The sequence below is a fragment of the Aestuariivirga sp. genome (assembly GCF_047602625.1).
Classification (GTDB): Bacteria; Pseudomonadota; Alphaproteobacteria; order Rhizobiales; family Aestuariivirgaceae; genus Aestuariivirga.
In genome coordinates, this window is the sequence record NZ_JASGGV010000002.1 from 169,648 (window position 1) to 187,141 (window position 17,494).

A 17,494-nucleotide genomic window follows, 5' to 3' on the forward strand; every position below is an offset into this window, starting at 1 on the left:
ATTGATCCGGTTTCCCAGAATTACATTATACCGCTTTTTCGAGTAGTGCATATCCCATTGTATGGCATTGCCCAAGTCCGCACTGAATGATGACCGACACAAAATTGATGGCGCAGAGAATGATCACGTACCATCCGGCCAGCCGCGCGGCTTGTTGCACAACAGGAAAGCTCGCCACGTCATTGGCCTGCATGTGGACGTTGCCGCCCAGAACAGCGAGCCTTACCCCAATGGCAATCATCAGGCAGAGCGCAATTACCACCGCCCACACGGGCATGTGCAGCCCGAACACGGCGCTGCCGATATAGGCGTGGCCTGGCCGAACATAGATATCGAGTAGGCTCTGCCGAACCGAAACGATCAGCAGGAATAGCGCGAACAGGAGCGTCCAGCCGGTATTGCGGTCGGAGAAAGGTCCGCGCAGATTTTGCAGTATGCCGAAGGCGCAGCCAAACAGCGCCAGCCTCTCCAGCAGGCAAAGCGGGCACGGCAGTTCGCCAAAAGCGTATTGCATCACCATGGCGGCGGTGAGAATGCCCGAGATCACTACTACCATGCCAATCAGGTAAAGATGATTGAGCAGCGCCAGAGCGCGCGCTTGGGACGTCTCCATCACAGTTGCAGCCACGGCATGGCGAACCCATATTCGTTACTGTAGACCTCGAACAGAAACAGATACAGTGAAAGCCCGAGGCACAGCGTCAGGCATGCCAGCGCCCATTGCCGCCATCCAATCTGCCCCAGCACCAGCGCCAGGAGCGCCGTGCCGAATATCGTCACCATCATCGATGCCACCTTCCAGCCGTTTCAAGCAGCCCACTAACAGGCCTGCTTGCTTGTAGCCCTGAGCGCTGCCGCGCCACCAGTTCAACTCACACCTTCATGCCATCGGCGCCGCGGGTGATGCCGGCAACGCCGGTGCGCGCCACTTCGATGAGGCCGAGCGGCACCATCAGCGAGATGAACTGATCCACCTTGTCGGGCTTGCCGGTGATCTCGAAGATGAAGCTGGCGATCCCGGTGTCGACGATGCGCGCCCGGAAGGCTTCGGCAATACGCAGCGCCTCGACGCGCTTCTCGCCCGAGCCCGCGACCTTCACCATCGCCAGCTCACGCGTCAGCGAATTGCCGGAGGCGGTAAGATCGGCCACCGAATGCACAGGCACCATGCGCTCAAGCTGGTGCCTGATCTGAACGATCACAGAAGGCGTGCCGGTGGTCACGATGGTGATGCGCGACACATGCTTTTCATGCTGAGTCTCGGACACCGTGAGCGAGTCGATGTTGTAGCCCCGTCCCGAAAACAGGCCGATCACCCGCGCGAGGACGCCCGGTTCGTTGTCGACGATCACCGCCAGCGTATGGGTTTCGACGGCGGGTTTCGTTTCCTCGAGAAAATAGGCGGAAGCGGGCTGGTTCATGTTTTTGCTCCATGAGCGGATTGAGTCAGTTCTGATACTGCCGCGCGCAAGGCACGCGCGGCCGGCAATTTGTATTTCGCCATCTGCTGCCTGAGCCAGGCCACATGAACCAGGCGGATTTCAAATGGCATGGACGAAAGCCCCAGCAGCTTGGCTACGGCCATGCGGTGCTTTCCGGGCCCGATGCGAATGAAACTCCCGTCGCGATCGATGGCGAGGCCGGCATTGCGCTCCATGCGCTCAAGCCATTCCGGCCGCGAAGCAGACACTTTGACATCGGCTTCGGTGTGCCGTTCGATTCCCCGCGCACGTGCCCGGGCGATCATTTGAACCGAATGCTGGAAATACCCGTCAAGAAGTTCCGCCGTTTCCATTCTGACATGGTTCAGCACGGGAATATCGCCAGACCGGATTCGCGCCAGAAACGCCTGATAGGCTTCAGTACCCCGGAAACCATCGCCCGCTTCAAGAACCTCGCGCGTTTCTCCAAACACCCGCGTAATCTCGATTGACCGGCAAAATCGCGTCCACTCACCCTTGCCAAGGAACCACAGGGTTGGATCCACGGCACCCAGTTCCACCTTGAACTGTTGCGTGATGGACCTTGGATCGAAATCGGCGACCAGCGCCTCGCGGAAATGATCAACGGCATCATCCAGCGGCAGGAAAAATTGCGCGCGCTCCGCTCCAGCATTGGCCACCGCCAAGGCCAGCCGCCGCGGAAACGGAAGCGCCTCTTCGGAACCAGCGAGTGCGGACTCCTGCTGCATCACACCAGCATCTTGCCCTTGGCATCGATGACATTGCCGACGTCTTCATCGGCCACATCGTCGCCCAGCAGCATTTCATTATGCGCCTTACCCGATGGAATCATCGGGAAGCAGTTGGCGAGATTGGCCACATGGCAATCGAAGATCACGGGATGCGGCGTCTCGATCATCTCCTTGATCTGCCTGTCGAGATCGGCGGGCTTCTCGCAGCGCATGCCCACGCAGCCATAAGCCTCCGCCAGCTTCACGAAATCGGGGAGTGCCTCGGAATAGCTTTCCGACAGCCGGTTCCCATGCAGCAACTGCTGCCACTGGCGCACCATGCCCATATACTGGTTGTTGAGAATGAAGATCTTGACGGGCAACCGGTATTGCACGGCGGTGGACATTTCTTGCGCCGTCATCTGCACCGAGGCATCGCCCGCAATGTCGATCACCAGCGACTTGGGATGCGCCATCTGCACGCCCACTGCCGCCGGCAGGCCATAGCCCATGGTGCCGAGCCCGCCTGACGTCATCCAGCGGTTTGGCTCCTCGAACTTGAAGAATTGCGCCGCCCACATCTGATGCTGGCCCACTTCGGTGGTGATGTAGACGTCCTTCCTCTTTGTCGCCTCGTAAAGCCGCTGGATCGCATATTGCGGCATGATCACGTCGCGGTTGGCGCGATAGCGCAGGCTGTCCCGGGCGCGCCAGGAATCGATCTGCTTCCACCACGTCGCCAGCGCCTGCTTGTCGAGCGCGTAGGACTTGGCCTTCCACACCCGGATCATGTCTTCCAGCGCATGCGCGACATCGGCCACCACCGGAATATCCACTCGCACCGTTTTGTTGATCGACGAGGGATCGATGTCGATGTGGATTTTCTTCGAGTTGGGCGAGAACGCATTGATGCGGCCGGTGATGCGGTCATCGAAGCGCGCGCCGACGCAGATCATCACGTCGCAATCATGCATCGCCATGTTGGCTTCGTAGGTGCCGTGCATGCCCAGCATGCCCAGCCAGTTCTTGCCCGAAGCCGGATAGGCGCCCAGCCCCATCAACGTGGAGGTGAGGGGAATGTTGGTGAGGCTCACGAATTCGCGCAGCAGCTGCGAGGCCGTGGGGCCGGAGTTGATGACGCCGCCGCCAGTGTAGAGAATGGGCCGCTTGGCCATGGCGATCAACTCGACAGCACGGCGGATTGCCTCCTGCTCCGGCTTCACCTTGGGGCGATAGGTCTTGTGCTCGATGTTCTTGGGACCGACATATTTGCCCTTGGCGAACTGCACATCCTTCGGAATGTCGACCACGACCGGGCCAGGCCGCCCATGCGTCGCCACGTAAAAGGCTTCGTGCAGGATGCGCGCCAGATCGTTCACGTCCTTCACCAGGTAATTATGCTTGGTGCAGGGCCTGGTGATGCCAACGGTGTCGCATTCCTGAAACGCGTCCATGCCAATCAGATGGGTGGGCACCTGGCCCGTGAGGCAGACCATGGGGATCGAGTTCGAGCAGCGCGTCGGTCAGGCCGGTCACCGCATTGGTGGCGCCGGGGCCGGAGGTGACCAGCACGACGCCGCATTTGCCGGTCGAGCGTGCATAGCCTTCCGCCGCATGGGTTGCCCCCTGCTCATGGCGGACAAGGATGTGCTTCACCTTCTCCTGCTGGAAAATCTCGTCGTAGATCGGCAGAACGGCCCCGCCGGGATAGCCGAACACATGCTCAACTCCCTGATCCGCCAAGGCTTTCAGCACGATCTCGGCGCCTGTCATTTCCGCATTGCCAGCCATCTCTTGGTCCTCTTCGCTTTCCCGTTCCGTCAAACACACCATGCCGCCCGAGGCAATAAAAAAGGCCCCCGAGGGAGCCTGTTTTCCGCGCAACACCGTAACTCCTGGAGGCTTCAAGCCTCCCCGGCGCTGCGCGGTGCTACTACGAGAATGGTGTTCATGGGGCGCGGTTCTGCATTTTGGGCGGCGCTTTGTCAAGTCCCGGCATGGGGCGAAGGGCCATTGCCGCTCCAATCATGTCCCTGCCCCCGCCACCATGTGAGCTGGCGCTTGATATAGTTCCGGGTCGCCTGCTTCGCGCGGGACACGGCCTCATCCGGCGTTATGTCACCTCTGAGACAGGCGGAAAGCTCCGGCACGCCGATCGCCCTCATCATGGGAAGCGCGGAATCGAACGCCAGAAGCGGCCGCACCTCGTCCAGCGCGCCTGCGGCCATCATGGCATCGAATCGTGATTCGGCGCGGGCATAGAGTTCTATGCGCGGCACATCGACGAGAATGCGCTCCACGCGAACGCCCTGCAAAAGCGCGTTGGCCTCGCCCTCCTCTTGCCACGCCAGCAGGGAGCGGCCTGTGCCCTCGATCACCTCCAGCGCGCGCGCCAGCCTCTGCCGGTCTGACGGGTGAAGCCGCGCCGCCATGGCGGGATCGCGCCGCTGAAGCTCAGCATGCAGATCACCTGTAAAATCCCGCCATCCCTTGCGGATCGCTGGATTGACAGGCGGAACATCCGCCAGCCCCTTCTCAATCGCCCGGAAATAAAGCCCGGTACCGCCCACGAGAATAGGAAGCCCGCCATCACGCCATATCTCGCCCATCACGCGCGAGGCATCGGCAAGCCATTGCGCAACGGAATAGGCCTCGCGGCCCGAAACATGCCCATAAAGGCGATGCGGCATTTCCATTTCTTCGCCGTGCGATGGCCTCGCCGAGAGAATGCGGAGTTCCCGGTAAACCTGCAGCGCATCGGCATTCACGATCACGCCGCCCTCTGCTCTTGCGCGCGCCAATGCCAGCGCGGACTTGCCGCTGGCGGTGGGGCCTGCAATAAGCAGCGCGCGTTTTCCTGAAGAGTTTGCCATCATGACGTCTCTGACCGTTCTCATAGCAGCCCCGGGGTCCGGCGCAATCACGCCCGCGCTCGCGAAGGGACTGGCCATCACCCGCGTGCTGGCGGAGGGAGAAGCGGTAGAAAGCGCATTGTCAGCCGGAGAAGCACGGCTCGCCGTGAGCGGCCACCCGATCGACGTGGCTGCCGTTCCTGCCGCCAACCGCCGCAAGCGCCTGCTGGTGGCCGACATGGATTCCACCATGATCGACCAAGAATGCATTGACGAGTTGGGAGAGGCCGCCGGTCTTGGCCCCCGCATCAGGGACATCACCTTCCGCGCCATGCGGGGCGAGCTTGATTTCGCCGATGCCCTGCGGGAACGGGTTTCCCTTATGAAAGGGCTCGACGCCGCCTTCATCGATGCCATCATCCGTGAACGGATCACCTACGCCAGTGGCGGGAAAATCCTGGTCGCCACCATGAAAGCCCACGGCGCAACGGCAATCCTGGTCTCGGGCGGATTCCGCCAGTTCACGGCGAAGGTGGCCGGGCACATCGGCTTCGACGCCAATGAGGCGAACGATCTTGTGATCGAAAACGGAAAGTTGGCGGGACTGGTGCGCGAACCGATACTCGGCAAGGATGCCAAGGTCACTTTCCTGAACAGCTACGCCGAGAAGGCAGGCCTCACGCCTGTGGACGCAATTGCCGTGGGAGACGGCGCCAATGATATCCCCATGCTTCTCCATGCCGGCATGGGCGTGGCGCTCCACGCCAAGCCGCATGTGCAACAGCAGGCCAGCATCGCCATCAATCACGGCGACCTGACCTCCCTGCTCTATCTGCAAGGCTACGCCCGCAGCGATTTTATACGTCCACAAACCAACTTAATTTGATAAGTTCGCCGTGATGTGCCAGCCTCGAACGCGGGGGAGCATCATCAAAATGGCACTCAAAGTAATCGGCGCCGGCTTTGGCCGGACTGGAACCTTGTCGGTCTATACCGCCCTGAACCAGCTTGGCTTCCCTTGCTACCACATGGTGGAAGTCATCATGAACAAGGCAAACAAAAGCCATCTTGGATTTTGGCGGCGCGTTGCCAATGCGCCCGAAGGCACACAACATGACTGGGACAAGGTGCTGGCAAACTATACGGCCGCTGTCGATAATCCTGCTTGCTGCGTCTGGCGCGAATTGCTGGCAGCAAGTCCTGACGCGAAAGTGCTTTTGACGCTCCATCCCAAAGACGCAAATGCCTGGTTCGAGAGCACAATCGAAACAATCTATTTCACGGAGAACAGGTGGCAGTTTAAGGTGCTGGAGGCCGTCACCCCATGGGCCCGCGCCTTTGGCGACATGTCACGCAAGCTGATCTGGCAGCGATCCTTGCGCAACACCATGCCGGACAAGGCCCGCGCCGTTCAGCAGTATCAACGCCACATAGAAGAGGTGAAAGCAGCTGTTCCTGCGGACAGGCTGCTCGTTTTCAAGGTCACCGACGGCTGGAAACCGCTTTGCGATTTTCTTCGGGTGCCAGTGCCCGCAACGCCGTTCCCCAATGTAAATGACCGCAAGGAAATTCAAAAGGCGCTGTCCGCCATCACCAAGGGAGCTTACGCGATTATCACTATTGGCGCGGTCCTCGCAGCGGCCATCCTCTATCTTCTCTGGCGTCTCATCGTCTGACTACTGATCGACCGCCGAATTCTCAGATTCGATCTTCCACGCGTTGCCGTCGCGCATGAGTTCCAGCGTGACATGCGCGGTTCCGGCAATGGGCGAATAGCCCGCCTCCTTCGGCCAGTATTTGTAGCGCATGTCGAACGTCGTCATCGCTGAACCGGCGTCGTATGATGTCACCTTCAGGGTTCCCGGCACCAGTTGCAGTTTCCATCTGGAATATTTCGCAAACCACTGCGCCTTGAGCGCAACCAGCTCGTCACGGCTATATTCCCGCCCGAAAGATGTGACCTGATCCGCAAACAGGTTCCGCACCGCGCCCGGAATATCGGCGGGGTTGGGCTTCAGATACTGCCCAACAACAAGCGCGCCAACCTCATTCTCCAGAGAATCCTTTGCATCGGGCGCGCTCGCCACCTGTGCCGGGGGTGCGGTTTCAGCCGCCTTTGGGGCACCCGGCACCAGTTCAAACCGGCTGGTCAGCGAATCCCAGGCCATCGGAGTCTGGAAATCCTTTGTCGACTCCGCCACATCGCCGCGCACTTCGGTCATCACGTCATTGATGCTGGCGCCGGGCTCGTCCAGATGTTTCAGCAAGGCCGCGGCAAAGGGCGAGTTGCGCCCGGTGCCGTCCATCGCCGTGGCCCCCGGCGCGGTTGAAAACGCGATGAATGACCCTTTGGCTGAATCGAATTGCGCCAGGCCTTCCGCTGCCGTGACGGCCCGTGTCGTGGAGGCGCTGCGCAAGCCCCGCGCGAAGGGATTGTTGCGGCAAGCGTCCAAAATCAAAATGGAGGTCTTCACCTGCTGTGACATGAGATCGAGCACGTCATCCATTGGAATGGCTTCCAGCTTCAGCTTGGCCGGAATGTCGAGATGCGCGTCGATGGGAATGATGAAATTGCGCCCATCTACCGCGATGCCGTGGCCCGCATAATAGAACAGCCCCGCGTCCGCGCCATCCAGCGCATCGGCGAATTCGCCGATCTTCGCCTCAAGCTGGCGCTTTCCGAGGTCATAACCGTCAACCACGGTGAAGCCCATCGAGCGCAGCTTGGCGGCAATGTCTTCCGCATCATTCACAGGATTGGAGAGGGTGCCCGCCGCCTCATAGGAGCCGTTTCCGATCACCAGCGCCACGCGCCCGCCTTTTGGCGCAGCGCCGCTCAGCACGATGAGCGCGGCAAGAACGGCAATGATCCGGACAGGAGATCCCATGCCGGATCATCCGACGAACGCCGGGCTTTGTAAAGTTCCGGGCCGGATAAGTGGTTTACTTGACCTTCAGCGCGATAAACCGCATGTCCGCCGACTTGCCCCCCTTGGCGATCAGCAGCAGCAACGAGGATTTTCCAGCCTTGGTGGTTTCCTCCAGCCTGTCCTTGATGTCGGAAGCTCCAGTAACGGGCTTTTCGCCCGCCTCGGTGATAACATCGCCCGCCGCCAGCCGCTTTTCAGCCGCTGCGCCCGAGGCATCGACCGCGGTCACCACCGCGCCCTTGATGTCCTTGTCAATCGAATATTTGGCGCGCAGCTCATCGCTGATGGATGAAACGGTCATGCCCAGCAGGGTCGCCGTGGCAGGAGCGGAGTCATTCCCGCCATCCTGCTGCGCCACGACTTTTTCACCATCCTCAAGACGGCCCACCTTGGCGGTGAGCGTGACCTCTTCACGCTTGCGCAGAACCTTCACCACCACCGTCTTGCCAACTTCGGTTTCGGCCACGAGGCGCGGCAGGTCGCGCATCTGGTTCACGGCGTGCCCGTCGAATTCGATCACCACATCGCCCGCCTGGATGCCCGCTGCTTCCGCCGGTCCTGTCTTGGTGATGTCGGCAATCAACGCGCCGCGCGGGTGATCAAGCCCCATACTCTCGGCAATATCGTCAGTCACCGATTGGATCTTGACGCCCAGCCATCCTCGCCGCGTCTCGCCATATTTGACAAGTTGATCGACGATGGATTTCGCCGTGTTGGCCGGCACCGAGAACCCGATGCCCACTGATCCACCGGTGGGCGAGAAGATCGCGGTGTTGATGCCCACCACCTCGCCCTTGAGGTTGAACAGCGGCCCGCCGGAATTGCCTTTGTTGATGGCGGCATCGGTCTGAATGTAGTCGTCGTAAGGCCCCGCATTGATGTCGCGGTTGCGCGCCGAGACGATGCCGAGCGACACGGAGCCTCCAAGGCCAAACGGATTGCCAATCGCCATCACCCATTCGCCGATGCGCAGCGTGTCGCTGTCACCGAACGCGACCGTCGGCAGCGGATGCGTGGGCTTCACGCGCAGCACGGCGAGATCGGTCTTGGGATCGCGGCCCACCAACTCGGCCTTCAAATTGGTATCGTCATGCAGATGCACTTCGATTCCCGTGGCGCCGTCGACAACGTGGTTGTTGGTGACGATTAGCCCTGCGCTGTCGATGATGAAGCCAGAGCCCATGGAGGTCATGGTGCGCGGCTGGTCATTCTGCTGCTGCCGCTTGAAGAAATCGTCGAAGAAATCCTTGAACGGCGAATTGTCGGGAATATCCGGCACCTTGACAGGCGGCGCGTCACCACCGGGGCCTTTGGTCTCGACCGTAATCTCAACCACCGCCGGCAGAAGCCGGTCCGCCAGATCGGCAACAGAAGGAAGTTCGGCTGCCTGGGCCTGCGCTTGCGGCACCGTCATGGGCAAAGGCAACGCCACAACGGCAAAGGCCAGCGCCGTTCCGCCCAGAAGACCACGAAGGACGATATTCATGCCGCTCTCCTAACCCGTGAAAACCCGCACCAGCCACACAATGAAAACACCAACCGCGATGGCGGCCGCGCCACCCATGCGAAGCTGCTCGTCGCTGGCCTGCTGCAACTGCACCAGCATGCCCCTGAGCTTGCCCGGAACCAAGGCATAAAGAAGGCCCTCGATCACGAAGACGAGACCGAGGGCCATGATGAATGTAGGCGTCATTGCGCGGGCGCTGGCGCCTGATTGCCTGTTGGCTTGCCGAAATAGCGGAAGAAATCGCTATCCGGCGAAAGCACCATCGTCGTGCCCTTGTCACCAAGGCTGGCGATATAGGCCTGCATGGAGCGGTAGAAGGCAAAGAATTCGGGATCCTGCTGATAGGCCTGCGCAAACACCTTGTTGCGGTCAGCATCGCCTTCGCCGCGGATGATTTCCGATTGCTTGCGCGCCGTGGCAAGCTGTTCCGTATAGCTGCGGTCGGCTTCCGCCATGCGCTGCGTTTTCGTCGCCTCGCCCTTGGAGCGGATGTCCTGCGCCTCCGCCTCGCGCTCGGATGCCATGCGCTTGTAGGTATCGTCCAGCACGTCATCCATCAGATCAGTGCGGCGGATGCGGACGTCGACGATCTCGATGCCGTTGGCAAGCGCGAGGGTCCGCACCTGATCGCGGATTTCCTTCATCATCACGTCACGGTCCTTTGAAAGCGCGGCTTCAAAGGTGCGGCGGCCATAGGTCTGCCGCAGGGCCGCATCAAGCCAGGTCTGGATGTTGCGCTGGGCGATGCTGATGTCGGCGCCTACCGTCTGGCGGAACTTGGTGGGATCGGTGATGCGCGCCACCGTCATGGTGTCCACCTTGTAGCGGCGGCCATCCACCACCTGCACCACCTTGTCCTCGCTCTGCCAGAGAATCATCTGGGTGGTTACAGGCACAACCTCATCGGCGAAGGGCACCTTGAAATAGAGTCCGGGGTCCTTGATCACGCGATTGATGGTCCCGAAACGCTGCACGATCGCCATTTCGCGCTGGTCCACGATGAAGAAGGACATATATGCGCCGATCAGCACGATCGCGAGGCCGATCAGCCCGATGGTCTTGCCGCTGCCCATTATTGCGTTCCTCCCGCGGGTTTGGGTTGGATCGCCGGCAGGGGAAGGTAAGGCACCACGGAATCTTTCGATGTTCCGAGGATCACTTTGTTGGATTGCGACAGCACCTGCTGCATGGTTTCGAGGAACATGCGTTCGCGCGTCACGTCCTTGGCGTCCTTGTACTGATTATAGATCGAGAGAAAGCGCTGGGCTTCGCCCTGGGCATCCGCCACGGTCTGGAACTTGTAGGCCTTGGCATCTTCCAGAAGCTTCGCGGACTCACCCTCAGCACTGCGCAGGCGCTGGTTCCGGTAGAGATCGGCCTGGTTGATGAGCTGCGCCTGGTTCTGTTCGGCGCGCTGCACTTCCTCAAATGCGGCGATCACCTGTTTTGGCGGATCGGCCTTTTCCAGATTCACAGCATTCACTTGAACGCCGATCTGATAGCTGTCGAGCGTCGTCTTGATGATGTCGCGCACTTCATCCTGCACCGCCTGACGCCCCGTGGTGCGAATCAGTTCCGCATTGGTGCGGCCCACCACCTCGCGCATCGCGCTTTCGGAAACGGCCCGCACCAGATCATCGGGAGCCTGCGCCGTGAAGAGATATTGCTCAGGGTTCACGATCTGCCATTGCACGGTGAACTGTATGTCGACGATGTTCTGGTCGCCCGCCAGCATCAGGCCGTCATCGGTGCCGCCGAAATTGATCTGGTTCACGGCGCCGAACTTGGTTTTCTCCAGCGTTTCGATGGGCCAGAAGGCAAAGCGCAGGCCATCGCCCACGGTGCGGGTATATTTGCCGAGCGTCAGGACAACGCCACGCTCGTCCGTCTGCACCTTGTAAACGGAATTGTAGGCCACGACACACAGAAGAAGCACGAGCGGCAAAACCCATGCACCCTTGCCGCCTTGCGGCATCACATCGCGGAATTTGTCCTGCGCGCGGCGCAGCATCTCATCAAGGTCTGGCGTCTGGTTAGGCCCCCGGCCCCCGCCCTGTGGGCGTTTCGGGCCATTGCCCCAAGGGCCCTGCCCCCATGGGCCTCCCTTGTTTCCATCCCCGCCTTCCTTGTTCCACGGCATGCAAATCACCTGTTTCGTGGTTGATATGGCGTCCGATATAGGTAGCGCCGGGGATTATGTCCACAGACCGTCAGGGTTTTTGCCGGTCCAGTGTTCGGAGCGTAAACCCTGCAGAATCCCGAGGACCTTTGGGGTGAACCTCAAACGCAACCTCCCGCCACTCGCCGGGGTCCAGCGCCGGAAACCGCGTATCGCCATCCACCTGCGCATCCACCTCGGTCAGATAGATGCGGTCCACCCTGTCCATGAACATGCGATAGACTTCCCCGCCGCCAATCACCGCGATCTCGGCGGGATTTTCGCGCCGGGCTACGGCGAGGGCGTCATCAGCGGTTGCAACGACATGAGCACCGGGCGCTGCATAGTCCTTCTGCCGCGTGATCACGATATTGGTGCGCCCCGGCAACGGCCGCTTCGGCAGGCTCTCCCAGGTTTTCCGGCCCATGATGATGGGCCGCCCAATGGTCAGTTCCCTGAAGCGCTTGAGATCGGAGGAGATATGCCACGGCAAACCGCCATCGCGACCGATCACCCCATTGCGCGACACCGCCACGACGAAGGTCAGCCTGCTCATTGTGCCAGCCTCGCCAGCGCATCGCCGGAAAGGCGGCAGAAGCTGTTGCCGCCTTCGATCTCCGCACCCACGCTTTCATAGAGGGCGCGGGCCCCATCATTCCAGTCCATCATCAGCCAGAACACTTCCGGAATGTCGCGCGCCGCCGCCAGTTGCGCCACGGCTTTGAGAAGGGCCTTGGCGATTCCACGGCGGCGGAAATCCGGCAGCACCGACAAATCTTCAAGATAGATGATCTCCTTGCCCCTGAACGTGCTGAAACTGCGGTGCCAGATCGCGCATCCCGCCGGTGTGCCTGAAACCTCGGCCAGAAATGCTCCAATCACCGGATTTGGACAGAATAGTGCCGTCTCATAAAGCTCAGGCGTGCCAAAAAATTCCTTTTCATATCCGTGAGATATGGCCAGCGACTTGACCAGTTCCTGAAGTGCAGAACCGTCGCCCGGACGGGCCGGCCGGATCGTAACGCCATCGATCAAGACGAACTGCCCGCCGCGAAAATCAGCAGCGCCGTCGAAGCGTTCCATGCCGCGTGGCAGGCCATCGTCACCCACAGGCTGCCGAACCGCCTGAGCATGAAGCACAGCACCAGCCCCATGAAGAAGATCAGGATCACCAGCATCCAGTTGCCCGACCAGTGCAGCGATGCCCAGCCTGCGGATGTGAGGAGCGATGCCCCCAGGAACCCGATCCGCGTCTGGCTCAACGCCACGAACATCTGCCCCCGGAAGATCAGCTCTTCTCCCAATGGCGCGCCGATGATAATGGATGGCAGCGCCAGAAGATACATCAGCCGGTTGCCGGTCATGCCCGACATGGTTTCTTCAACAAGGCCGCCGCTTTTGGGATTGAATCCCGCGAGTTCGACGATCTTCGTGATCGCCATGAACATCACGATGATCATGATGAAAAATCCCAGCACCACCAGCAGCCATCCGAGAATTCCCAGCCGTGGCGAGCGCAGATTGAGAACATCACGCGCGGGGGCGCCCCGATAGACGCCCGCCAATACCCACGCCATGAACGCCGTCACCGCCGCAGCCGGCAGGACACCCAGCAGCATCGAGCGGACAAGCTGCTCAAGATTCTTCTGGTCAAATGCTCCAAAGAGCGAAATCTGTGTAACGCTGCCGAAAAAGACCTGCAGGAAAAGATTGATTGCCAGCAGGACAAGCCCGAAGATCACCCCCGCAACCGGCCCCGCCGGATTGACGGCGGAAAATTGCGGGGCCTTCAGCCCGGCGCGAAAGCCTTCCCCCAGCAGCGCCACTAAACCGCCACCGGCGCTGCGATGTGGGCGTCAGGCTCGTAGCCGGTGATCTCGAAATCCTCGAAACGGAAATCATCAATGCTGGATATCTCGCGCTTGATGACCAGGCGCGGAAGCGCCTTGGGCTGGCGCTGAAGCTGTTCGCGCGCCTGCGCGATGTGGTTCATGTAAATGTGGGCGTCGCCCAGCGTATGGATAAACTCGCCCGCCTTGAGGCCCGTCACCTCGGCAATCATGTGGGTCAGCAGCGCATAGGAGGCGATGTTGAATGGCACACCGAGAAAAATATCAGCCGAGCGCTGATACATCTGGCAGGACAACCTGCCCCCCGCCACGTAGAACTGGAACAGCAAGTGGCATGGCGGAAGCGCCATCTCCCCAACATCAGCCGGATTCCATGCCGTGACGATGAGGCGGCGCGAGTCAGGCGTCTTTTTGATTCGGGAAATAACATCGGCAAGCTGGTCGATGGTGGACCCGTCACGCGCCGGCCACGAGCGCCATTGCGCGCCATAGACCGGGCCAAGATTGCCCGCCTCGTCGGCCCATTCATCCCAGATCCGCACCTTGTTTTCCTGCAGATACCGGATGTTGGTGTCGCCCTTGATGAACCACAGCAGCTCATGAATGATCGAACGCACATGCAGCTTCTTGGTGGTGAGCAGCGGAAAGCCCTTCGCCAGGTCGAACCGCATCTGATGGCCGAACACGGAGAGCGTGCCCGTGCCGGTCCGGTCTTCCTTGCGGTGCCCGTGTTCCAGCACATGGGCCATCAGGTCGAGATATTGCTGCATGGCGCCTAGATAGACGATTCCGGGCGGGTCTGCCACGGCTTTGCCGCGATCCAGAAACAACTTGTTACACAAGGGCCGCCGGGGGAAATACGCGGGAAAAGCTCAGCCCCTAGTCTCTCCTCATCGCGCCGGACGAACCGCACGATCGAGAAACCCAAGATCAAGAGAGAGATACCATCATGATCCGCAACATCCTCATCATCGGCACCGCTGTCGCTGCCCTGTCGGCCCCCGCCATGGCCGCCACCACCTTCTATGCGACGATGGATTCCGCTTCGAAGAAGTGCTCGGTTTCCGAGACGAAGCCCGATGGCAAGACCATCATGATGATCGGTAAGGCTGGCTTCAAGACCAAGGCCAAGGCCGAAGCCGCGATCAAGGCTGACAAGAGCTGCGCCGCCTGATCTGACATTCAGCACCTGAAAAGGCCGGTGGTTCCAAAGGGCCACCGGCTTTTTTGTTTCTGCGTCACACAAAAACAGCGACATCCACTCAAAATGCCGCATCGGGCGGCAGGGGGAAACATCCAATGTTTTTCAGATTCATCAGGCAAACCGCCATAGTTGCGGTGATCGCAGCCAGCGCTGGTTCAATCCCGGCTTTGGCGATGCCCGTAGCGCACCAATCCATCCAGGCGGATCAAGTTCAACTCGCCGCCAATGGGTGCGGCGCGGGCAGATACCGCGGACCCAACGGCGCCTGCCATCCGTTTGGGACAGGCCCATATCCCAAAGGATATAATGGCCCCATCGGCCACAGCTTTGCGGTCAATCACGGTTGCGGCGCCGGGCGCTATCGTGGGCCCTATGGCGATTGCCACAAGTTCGGAACCGGGCCCTATCCGAAGGGATATTACGGCCCGTTCTATAAGTGATGGGAAACAAACGGCCGGCTGCTGAAAGCGCCGGCCGTAATTCCATCTGAACCGAATTAAACCAGCTTCGCCATGGTGCCGGTCGCTTCGGCGATCAGGTAATAAACCGTCACGCGGTGCTTCGTCCTGTCCGCCTTCATCTTCTCGCCCGCCGCGAGCACGGCGGCTTCCGCCGTCTTGGCGTCGAGCCCCAGCTTCTTGGCGCAGAAGCCGTCGACCACCCGCTTCACCTCCGCTGGGTCAGTCATCGACACATATTGCGAATCCTGATTCCGCAGCGCGATGCCGCAATATTTGACGATGGCCGCCACAGCTGCCTCGTTCACATTGGAAGCGTATTTCTTCACGTCAGCGGAATAGTCGGCAGCCATATCTGGAACTCCTCTGGATTCGTTGGAGATTAAGGTTAGCACCCGCAACCTGGCAGGGTAATGGCAATCTTCATTAATTGGAATTTATGACGGCCACTTCCCATGAAGGCCGATGGCCCCTATATTGAACCCGTCACGCCGCAAGGCATGACTATGGTGATAAACGGCTTTCGTAATAAACCATTCGGACCCGGGGGCAGTACCCGGCGCCTCCACCACAGCCGCTTGGGGTTGCACGCCAAGCGGCGGTAATGGGGGCGAAACAGGATCGACGAGGGTGTAAAGGAAGGCTTTTTGCCCGCGATGGTACCGGCGTTATCGGGCTAAACATATAGTTGCCAACGACAACTATGCTCCGGTCGCTCTCGCCGCTTAATGCGGTGCGAGAACCGAAATCAAAGTCCTGAGGCTTAGCCGTTTCAGGCGGGGTCCGCCGGCACCTGGCAACAGAAGCCGGCACTTCCTTTCCAGGGCGTGACTTCCGGTGGCAGGGGCGGCTAATATCCGCCCCGAGTCGAAACCTTGGGATGTACCCGCGATGCCAGAAGACCTGATGCGCTATGACCAGCTCGCACAGAACGCGCTGCGTGGCGTGGTTCGCGATGCGCTGCGCATCGTGGAGAAATCCGGCCTTCCCGGCGAACATCATTTCTATATCGCCTTCAACACCAAGCATCCCGGCGTGGACATTGGTGAGCGCCTCGCCAACCGTTACCCCCGCGAAATGACGATTGTGCTGCAGCACCAGTTTTGGGGCCTCACGGTTTACGATGAGCGCTTCGAGGTGGAACTGTCCTTCGATAACATTCCCGAAAAGCTGATCGTGCCGTTCGAGGCCGTGAAGGGATTTCTTGATCCTTCCGTGCAGTTTGGCCTTCAGTTTGAAGCGGTTCCCGCCCCTGCCGAACTGACGCCCGCCGAAAAACCGCGCGCCAAGCTTGAGGCTGTGCCAACAAAAGAGCCCGAGGCCGAAAAAAAGCCCGAAAGCGAGCCGCAAGGTGACGGCCCCAAAGTCGTTTCGCTGGACGCCTTTCGCAAGAAGTGAGTTTGCCCATGTTGCTGCGCCATGCCCTGCCGCTGATCGCCATGCTTTTGGTTTGTGCCGCACCCGCCGCACGGGCTGATGACGCGCAAGCCGCGACGCCAACCGCCGTTGATCCGGCCCTGCTGCGGATGCCGGCCAAGAAATTGTTCGGCGCCGAAAAACTGCCCACCCAAACGAAGGCGCAAGCCATCGGCTTCTATGCAAAGGGCTGCCTTGCAGGGGCCGAGCAATTGCCGATCACCGGCAATGCCTGGCAGGTGATGCGCCTGTCGCGCAACCGCAACTGGGATCATCCCGCCATGGTGTCGCTGGTTGAACAACTGGCGGAGGACGCTAAGAAGTATGACGGCTGGAACGGCCTTCTGGTGGGCGACATGGCGCAGCCGCGCGGCGGTCCGATGGTTTCCGGCCATGCCAGCCATCAGGTGGGACTCGACGCCGATATCTGGTTGACCCCCATGCCCGACCATGTGCTGACCGCGCAGGAGCGCGAAACCATGGTGCCGAAGGAGATGGTCAAGAACAACAAGCAGATCAACCCTGCCAATTTCGGTGAGGCGCAGATGCGTCTGCTGAAGCGCGCGGCCTCCTATCCGCAGGTGGCGCGGATTTTCGTGCATCCCCCGATCAAGGCCGCGCTGTGCCAGTGGGCCACCGGCGACCGCGCGTGGCTCGCAAAGATCCGCCCCTATTTCGGGCACACCTTCCACTTCCACATGCGCATCAACTGCCCGGCCGGATCGCCATTCTGCAAGAACCAGCCGCCTGCCCGCCCGGCCGATGGAACCGGTTGCGGAACCGAGCTTGCCTATTGGATGGGCGACATTCCGTGGAAGAAGCCGAAGCCCAATCCCAATGCGCCGCCGCCCAAGCCCGCGCCCCCCTTGACACTCGCGGGCCTTCCTGCTGAATGCCGCGCCGTCGTGACCGCCCCCTGAGGCGCACGCACGTCAGTTGTTGAAGG

General features: G+C 60.5%; 23 protein-coding genes and 1 other RNA gene. 7 read left to right on the forward strand and 17 right to left on the reverse strand.

Annotated elements, in window-relative coordinates; genetic code table 11:
* Positions 1 to 25: 25 nt before the first annotated feature.
* The 7 genes from QM694_RS05450 to miaA form a co-directional block, all read right to left on the reverse strand.
* Positions 26 to 613: a disulfide bond formation protein B gene (locus tag QM694_RS05450; RefSeq protein WP_415005938.1), complete on the reverse strand. Its 588-nt coding sequence runs from the start codon at positions 611 to 613 to the stop codon at positions 26 to 28.
* Positions 613 to 786: a hypothetical protein gene (locus QM694_RS05455; protein ID WP_415005939.1), complete on the reverse strand. Its 174-nt coding sequence runs from the start codon at positions 784 to 786 to the stop codon at positions 613 to 615. Before QM694_RS05455 ends, QM694_RS05450 begins: the two co-directional genes overlap by 1 nt.
* Before the next feature lie 86 nt (positions 787 to 872).
* Positions 873 to 1,421 (reverse strand): acetolactate synthase small subunit, encoded by a 549-nt coding sequence (gene ilvN / locus QM694_RS05460; protein WP_415005940.1) that lies wholly within the window; start codon positions 1,419 to 1,421, stop codon positions 873 to 875.
* A complete protein-coding gene (locus QM694_RS05465; RefSeq protein ID WP_415005941.1) occupies positions 1,418 to 2,191 on the reverse strand; it encodes a hypothetical protein in 774 nt (257 codons plus the stop codon). The genes ilvN and QM694_RS05465 overlap by 4 nt, the downstream gene beginning before the upstream one ends.
* Positions 2,191 to 3,669 carry a biosynthetic-type acetolactate synthase large subunit gene (gene ilvB / locus QM694_RS05470; RefSeq protein WP_415005942.1) on the reverse strand — a complete coding sequence of 493 codons (1,479 nt, stop codon included), beginning with the start codon at positions 3,667 to 3,669 and terminating at the stop codon, positions 2,191 to 2,193. The genes QM694_RS05465 and ilvB overlap by 1 nt, the downstream gene beginning before the upstream one ends.
* Entirely contained in the window at positions 3,569 to 4,057 is a 489-nt protein-coding gene (locus QM694_RS05475; protein ID WP_415005943.1) for a thiamine pyrophosphate-binding protein, read from the reverse strand. The genes ilvB and QM694_RS05475 overlap by 101 nt, the downstream gene beginning before the upstream one ends.
* Positions 4,058 to 4,158: 101 nt before the next feature.
* Positions 4,159 to 5,049 carry a tRNA (adenosine(37)-N6)-dimethylallyltransferase MiaA gene (gene miaA, locus QM694_RS05480; protein ID WP_415005944.1) on the reverse strand — a complete coding sequence of 297 codons (891 nt, stop codon included), beginning with the start codon at positions 5,047 to 5,049 and terminating at the stop codon, positions 4,159 to 4,161.
* Here miaA and serB point away from each other — a divergent pair.
* Both serB and QM694_RS05490 read left to right on the forward strand, forming a co-directional pair.
* A complete protein-coding gene (gene serB, locus QM694_RS05485) occupies positions 5,048 to 5,911 on the forward strand; it encodes a phosphoserine phosphatase SerB (RefSeq protein WP_415005945.1) in 864 nt (287 codons plus the stop codon). The two genes, miaA and serB, sit on opposite strands and share 2 nt — an antisense overlap.
* A 49-nt stretch (positions 5,912 to 5,960) precedes the next feature.
* Positions 5,961 to 6,701, forward strand: a complete 741-nt coding sequence (locus QM694_RS05490; protein WP_415005946.1) for a sulfotransferase family protein — start codon at positions 5,961 to 5,963, stop codon at positions 6,699 to 6,701.
* Here the strand turns inward: QM694_RS05490 and QM694_RS05495 are convergent, their stop codons facing one another.
* The 9 genes from QM694_RS05495 to QM694_RS05535 form a co-directional block, all read right to left on the reverse strand.
* On the reverse strand, positions 6,702 to 7,913 hold the full coding sequence (locus tag QM694_RS05495; RefSeq protein WP_415005947.1) for a caspase family protein: 1,212 nt from the start codon (positions 7,911 to 7,913) through the stop codon (positions 6,702 to 6,704).
* Between the two features lie 55 nt (positions 7,914 to 7,968).
* Positions 7,969 to 9,441 (reverse strand): Do family serine endopeptidase, encoded by a 1,473-nt coding sequence (locus QM694_RS05500; protein WP_415005948.1) that lies wholly within the window; start codon positions 9,439 to 9,441, stop codon positions 7,969 to 7,971.
* 9 nt (positions 9,442 to 9,450) lie between these two features.
* Positions 9,451 to 9,648: a DUF2065 domain-containing protein gene (locus tag QM694_RS05505; RefSeq protein ID WP_415005949.1), complete on the reverse strand. Its 198-nt coding sequence runs from the start codon at positions 9,646 to 9,648 to the stop codon at positions 9,451 to 9,453.
* Positions 9,645 to 10,535: a protease modulator HflC gene (gene hflC / locus QM694_RS05510; protein WP_415005950.1), complete on the reverse strand. Its 891-nt coding sequence runs from the start codon at positions 10,533 to 10,535 to the stop codon at positions 9,645 to 9,647. The genes QM694_RS05505 and hflC overlap by 4 nt, the downstream gene beginning before the upstream one ends.
* Positions 10,535 to 11,602, reverse strand: coding sequence for an FtsH protease activity modulator HflK (gene hflK / locus QM694_RS05515; RefSeq protein ID WP_415005951.1), 1,068 nt, complete (start codon positions 11,600 to 11,602; stop codon positions 10,535 to 10,537). Before hflK ends, hflC begins: the two co-directional genes overlap by 1 nt.
* A 70-nt stretch (positions 11,603 to 11,672) precedes the next feature.
* A complete protein-coding gene (locus QM694_RS05520) occupies positions 11,673 to 12,176 on the reverse strand; it encodes a dihydrofolate reductase (RefSeq protein ID WP_415005952.1) in 504 nt (167 codons plus the stop codon).
* Positions 12,173 to 12,703, reverse strand: a complete 531-nt coding sequence (locus QM694_RS05525) for a GNAT family N-acetyltransferase (protein ID WP_415005953.1) — start codon at positions 12,701 to 12,703, stop codon at positions 12,173 to 12,175. Before QM694_RS05525 ends, QM694_RS05520 begins: the two co-directional genes overlap by 4 nt.
* Positions 12,652 to 13,446 (reverse strand): lysostaphin resistance A-like protein, encoded by a 795-nt coding sequence (locus tag QM694_RS05530; RefSeq protein ID WP_415005954.1) that lies wholly within the window; start codon positions 13,444 to 13,446, stop codon positions 12,652 to 12,654. Before QM694_RS05530 ends, QM694_RS05525 begins: the two co-directional genes overlap by 52 nt.
* On the reverse strand, positions 13,446 to 14,240 hold the full coding sequence (locus QM694_RS05535) for a thymidylate synthase (RefSeq protein WP_415008576.1): 795 nt from the start codon (positions 14,238 to 14,240) through the stop codon (positions 13,446 to 13,448). The genes QM694_RS05530 and QM694_RS05535 overlap by 1 nt, the downstream gene beginning before the upstream one ends.
* A gap of 179 nt (positions 14,241 to 14,419) precedes the next feature.
* On the opposite strand from QM694_RS05535, the gene QM694_RS05540 reads away from it, so the two are divergent.
* On the forward strand, positions 14,420 to 14,644 hold the full coding sequence (locus QM694_RS05540) for a hypothetical protein (protein ID WP_415005955.1): 225 nt from the start codon (positions 14,420 to 14,422) through the stop codon (positions 14,642 to 14,644).
* A 203-nt stretch (positions 14,645 to 14,847) separates the two neighbouring features.
* Positions 14,848 to 15,114, forward strand: a complete 267-nt coding sequence (locus QM694_RS05545; RefSeq protein WP_415008577.1) for a GCG_CRPN prefix-to-repeats domain-containing protein — start codon at positions 14,848 to 14,850, stop codon at positions 15,112 to 15,114.
* Between the two features lie 56 nt (positions 15,115 to 15,170).
* Here the strand turns inward: QM694_RS05545 and QM694_RS05550 are convergent, their stop codons facing one another.
* Complete coding sequence (locus QM694_RS05550; RefSeq protein ID WP_415005956.1) at positions 15,171 to 15,485, reverse strand: DUF2853 family protein; 315 nt, start codon at positions 15,483 to 15,485, stop codon at positions 15,171 to 15,173.
* 93 nt (positions 15,486 to 15,578) lie between these two features.
* Here QM694_RS05550 and ssrA point away from each other — a divergent pair.
* The 3 genes from ssrA to mepA all read left to right on the forward strand — a co-directional run bounded on the left by ssrA (position 15,579) and on the right by mepA (position 17,468).
* Positions 15,579 to 15,946, forward strand: a transfer-messenger RNA (tmRNA) gene (gene ssrA, locus QM694_RS05555).
* A 77-nt stretch (positions 15,947 to 16,023) separates the two neighbouring features.
* Positions 16,024 to 16,530: an SspB family protein gene (locus QM694_RS05560; protein WP_415005957.1), complete on the forward strand. Its 507-nt coding sequence runs from the start codon at positions 16,024 to 16,026 to the stop codon at positions 16,528 to 16,530.
* Between the two features lie 8 nt (positions 16,531 to 16,538).
* Positions 16,539 to 17,468: a penicillin-insensitive murein endopeptidase gene (gene mepA / locus QM694_RS05565; protein WP_415005958.1), complete on the forward strand. Its 930-nt coding sequence runs from the start codon at positions 16,539 to 16,541 to the stop codon at positions 17,466 to 17,468.
* Positions 17,469 to 17,494: the final 26 nt, after the last annotated feature.

Bases quoted from the DNA above. Each gene is read 5' to 3' on its own strand.
- hflC (WP_415005950.1), bottom strand. From the start codon at position 10,535: ATGGGCAGCGGCAAGACCATCGGGCTGATCGGCCTCGCGATCGTGCTG.
- QM694_RS05450 (WP_415005938.1), bottom strand. From the start codon at position 613: ATGGAGACGTCCCAAGCGCGCGCTCTGGCGCTGCTCAATCATCTTTAC.
- QM694_RS05495 (WP_415005947.1), bottom strand. From the start codon at position 7,913: ATGGGATCTCCTGTCCGGATCATTGCCGTTCTTGCCGCGCTCATCGTG.
- QM694_RS05535 (WP_415008576.1), bottom strand. From the start codon at position 14,240: ATGCAGCAATATCTCGACCTGATGGCCCATGTGCTGGAACACGGGCAC.
- QM694_RS05500 (WP_415005948.1), bottom strand. From the start codon at position 9,441: ATGAATATCGTCCTTCGTGGTCTTCTGGGCGGAACGGCGCTGGCCTTT.
- QM694_RS05525 (WP_415005953.1), bottom strand. From the start codon at position 12,703: ATGGAACGCTTCGACGGCGCTGCTGATTTTCGCGGCGGGCAGTTCGTC.
- QM694_RS05560 (WP_415005957.1), top strand. From the start codon at position 16,024: ATGCCAGAAGACCTGATGCGCTATGACCAGCTCGCACAGAACGCGCTG.
- QM694_RS05550 (WP_415005956.1), bottom strand. From the start codon at position 15,485: ATGGCTGCCGACTATTCCGCTGACGTGAAGAAATACGCTTCCAATGTG.
- ilvN (WP_415005940.1), bottom strand. From the start codon at position 1,421: ATGAACCAGCCCGCTTCCGCCTATTTTCTCGAGGAAACGAAACCCGCC.
- QM694_RS05490 (WP_415005946.1), top strand. From the start codon at position 5,961: ATGGCACTCAAAGTAATCGGCGCCGGCTTTGGCCGGACTGGAACCTTG.
- QM694_RS05505 (WP_415005949.1), bottom strand. From the start codon at position 9,648: ATGACGCCTACATTCATCATGGCCCTCGGTCTCGTCTTCGTGATCGAG.
- miaA (WP_415005944.1), bottom strand. From the start codon at position 5,049: ATGATGGCAAACTCTTCAGGAAAACGCGCGCTGCTTATTGCAGGCCCC.
- QM694_RS05520 (WP_415005952.1), bottom strand. From the start codon at position 12,176: ATGAGCAGGCTGACCTTCGTCGTGGCGGTGTCGCGCAATGGGGTGATC.
- mepA (WP_415005958.1), top strand. From the start codon at position 16,539: ATGTTGCTGCGCCATGCCCTGCCGCTGATCGCCATGCTTTTGGTTTGT.
- ilvB (WP_415005942.1), bottom strand. From the start codon at position 3,669: ATGGTCTGCCTCACGGGCCAGGTGCCCACCCATCTGATTGGCATGGAC.
- QM694_RS05455 (WP_415005939.1), bottom strand. From the start codon at position 786: ATGATGGTGACGATATTCGGCACGGCGCTCCTGGCGCTGGTGCTGGGG.
- hflK (WP_415005951.1), bottom strand. From the start codon at position 11,602: ATGCCGTGGAACAAGGAAGGCGGGGATGGAAACAAGGGAGGCCCATGG.
- serB (WP_415005945.1), top strand. From the start codon at position 5,048: ATGACGTCTCTGACCGTTCTCATAGCAGCCCCGGGGTCCGGCGCAATC.
- QM694_RS05540 (WP_415005955.1), top strand. From the start codon at position 14,420: ATGATCCGCAACATCCTCATCATCGGCACCGCTGTCGCTGCCCTGTCG.
- QM694_RS05545 (WP_415008577.1), top strand. From the start codon at position 14,848: ATGCCCGTAGCGCACCAATCCATCCAGGCGGATCAAGTTCAACTCGCC.
- QM694_RS05465 (WP_415005941.1), bottom strand. From the start codon at position 2,191: ATGCAGCAGGAGTCCGCACTCGCTGGTTCCGAAGAGGCGCTTCCGTTT.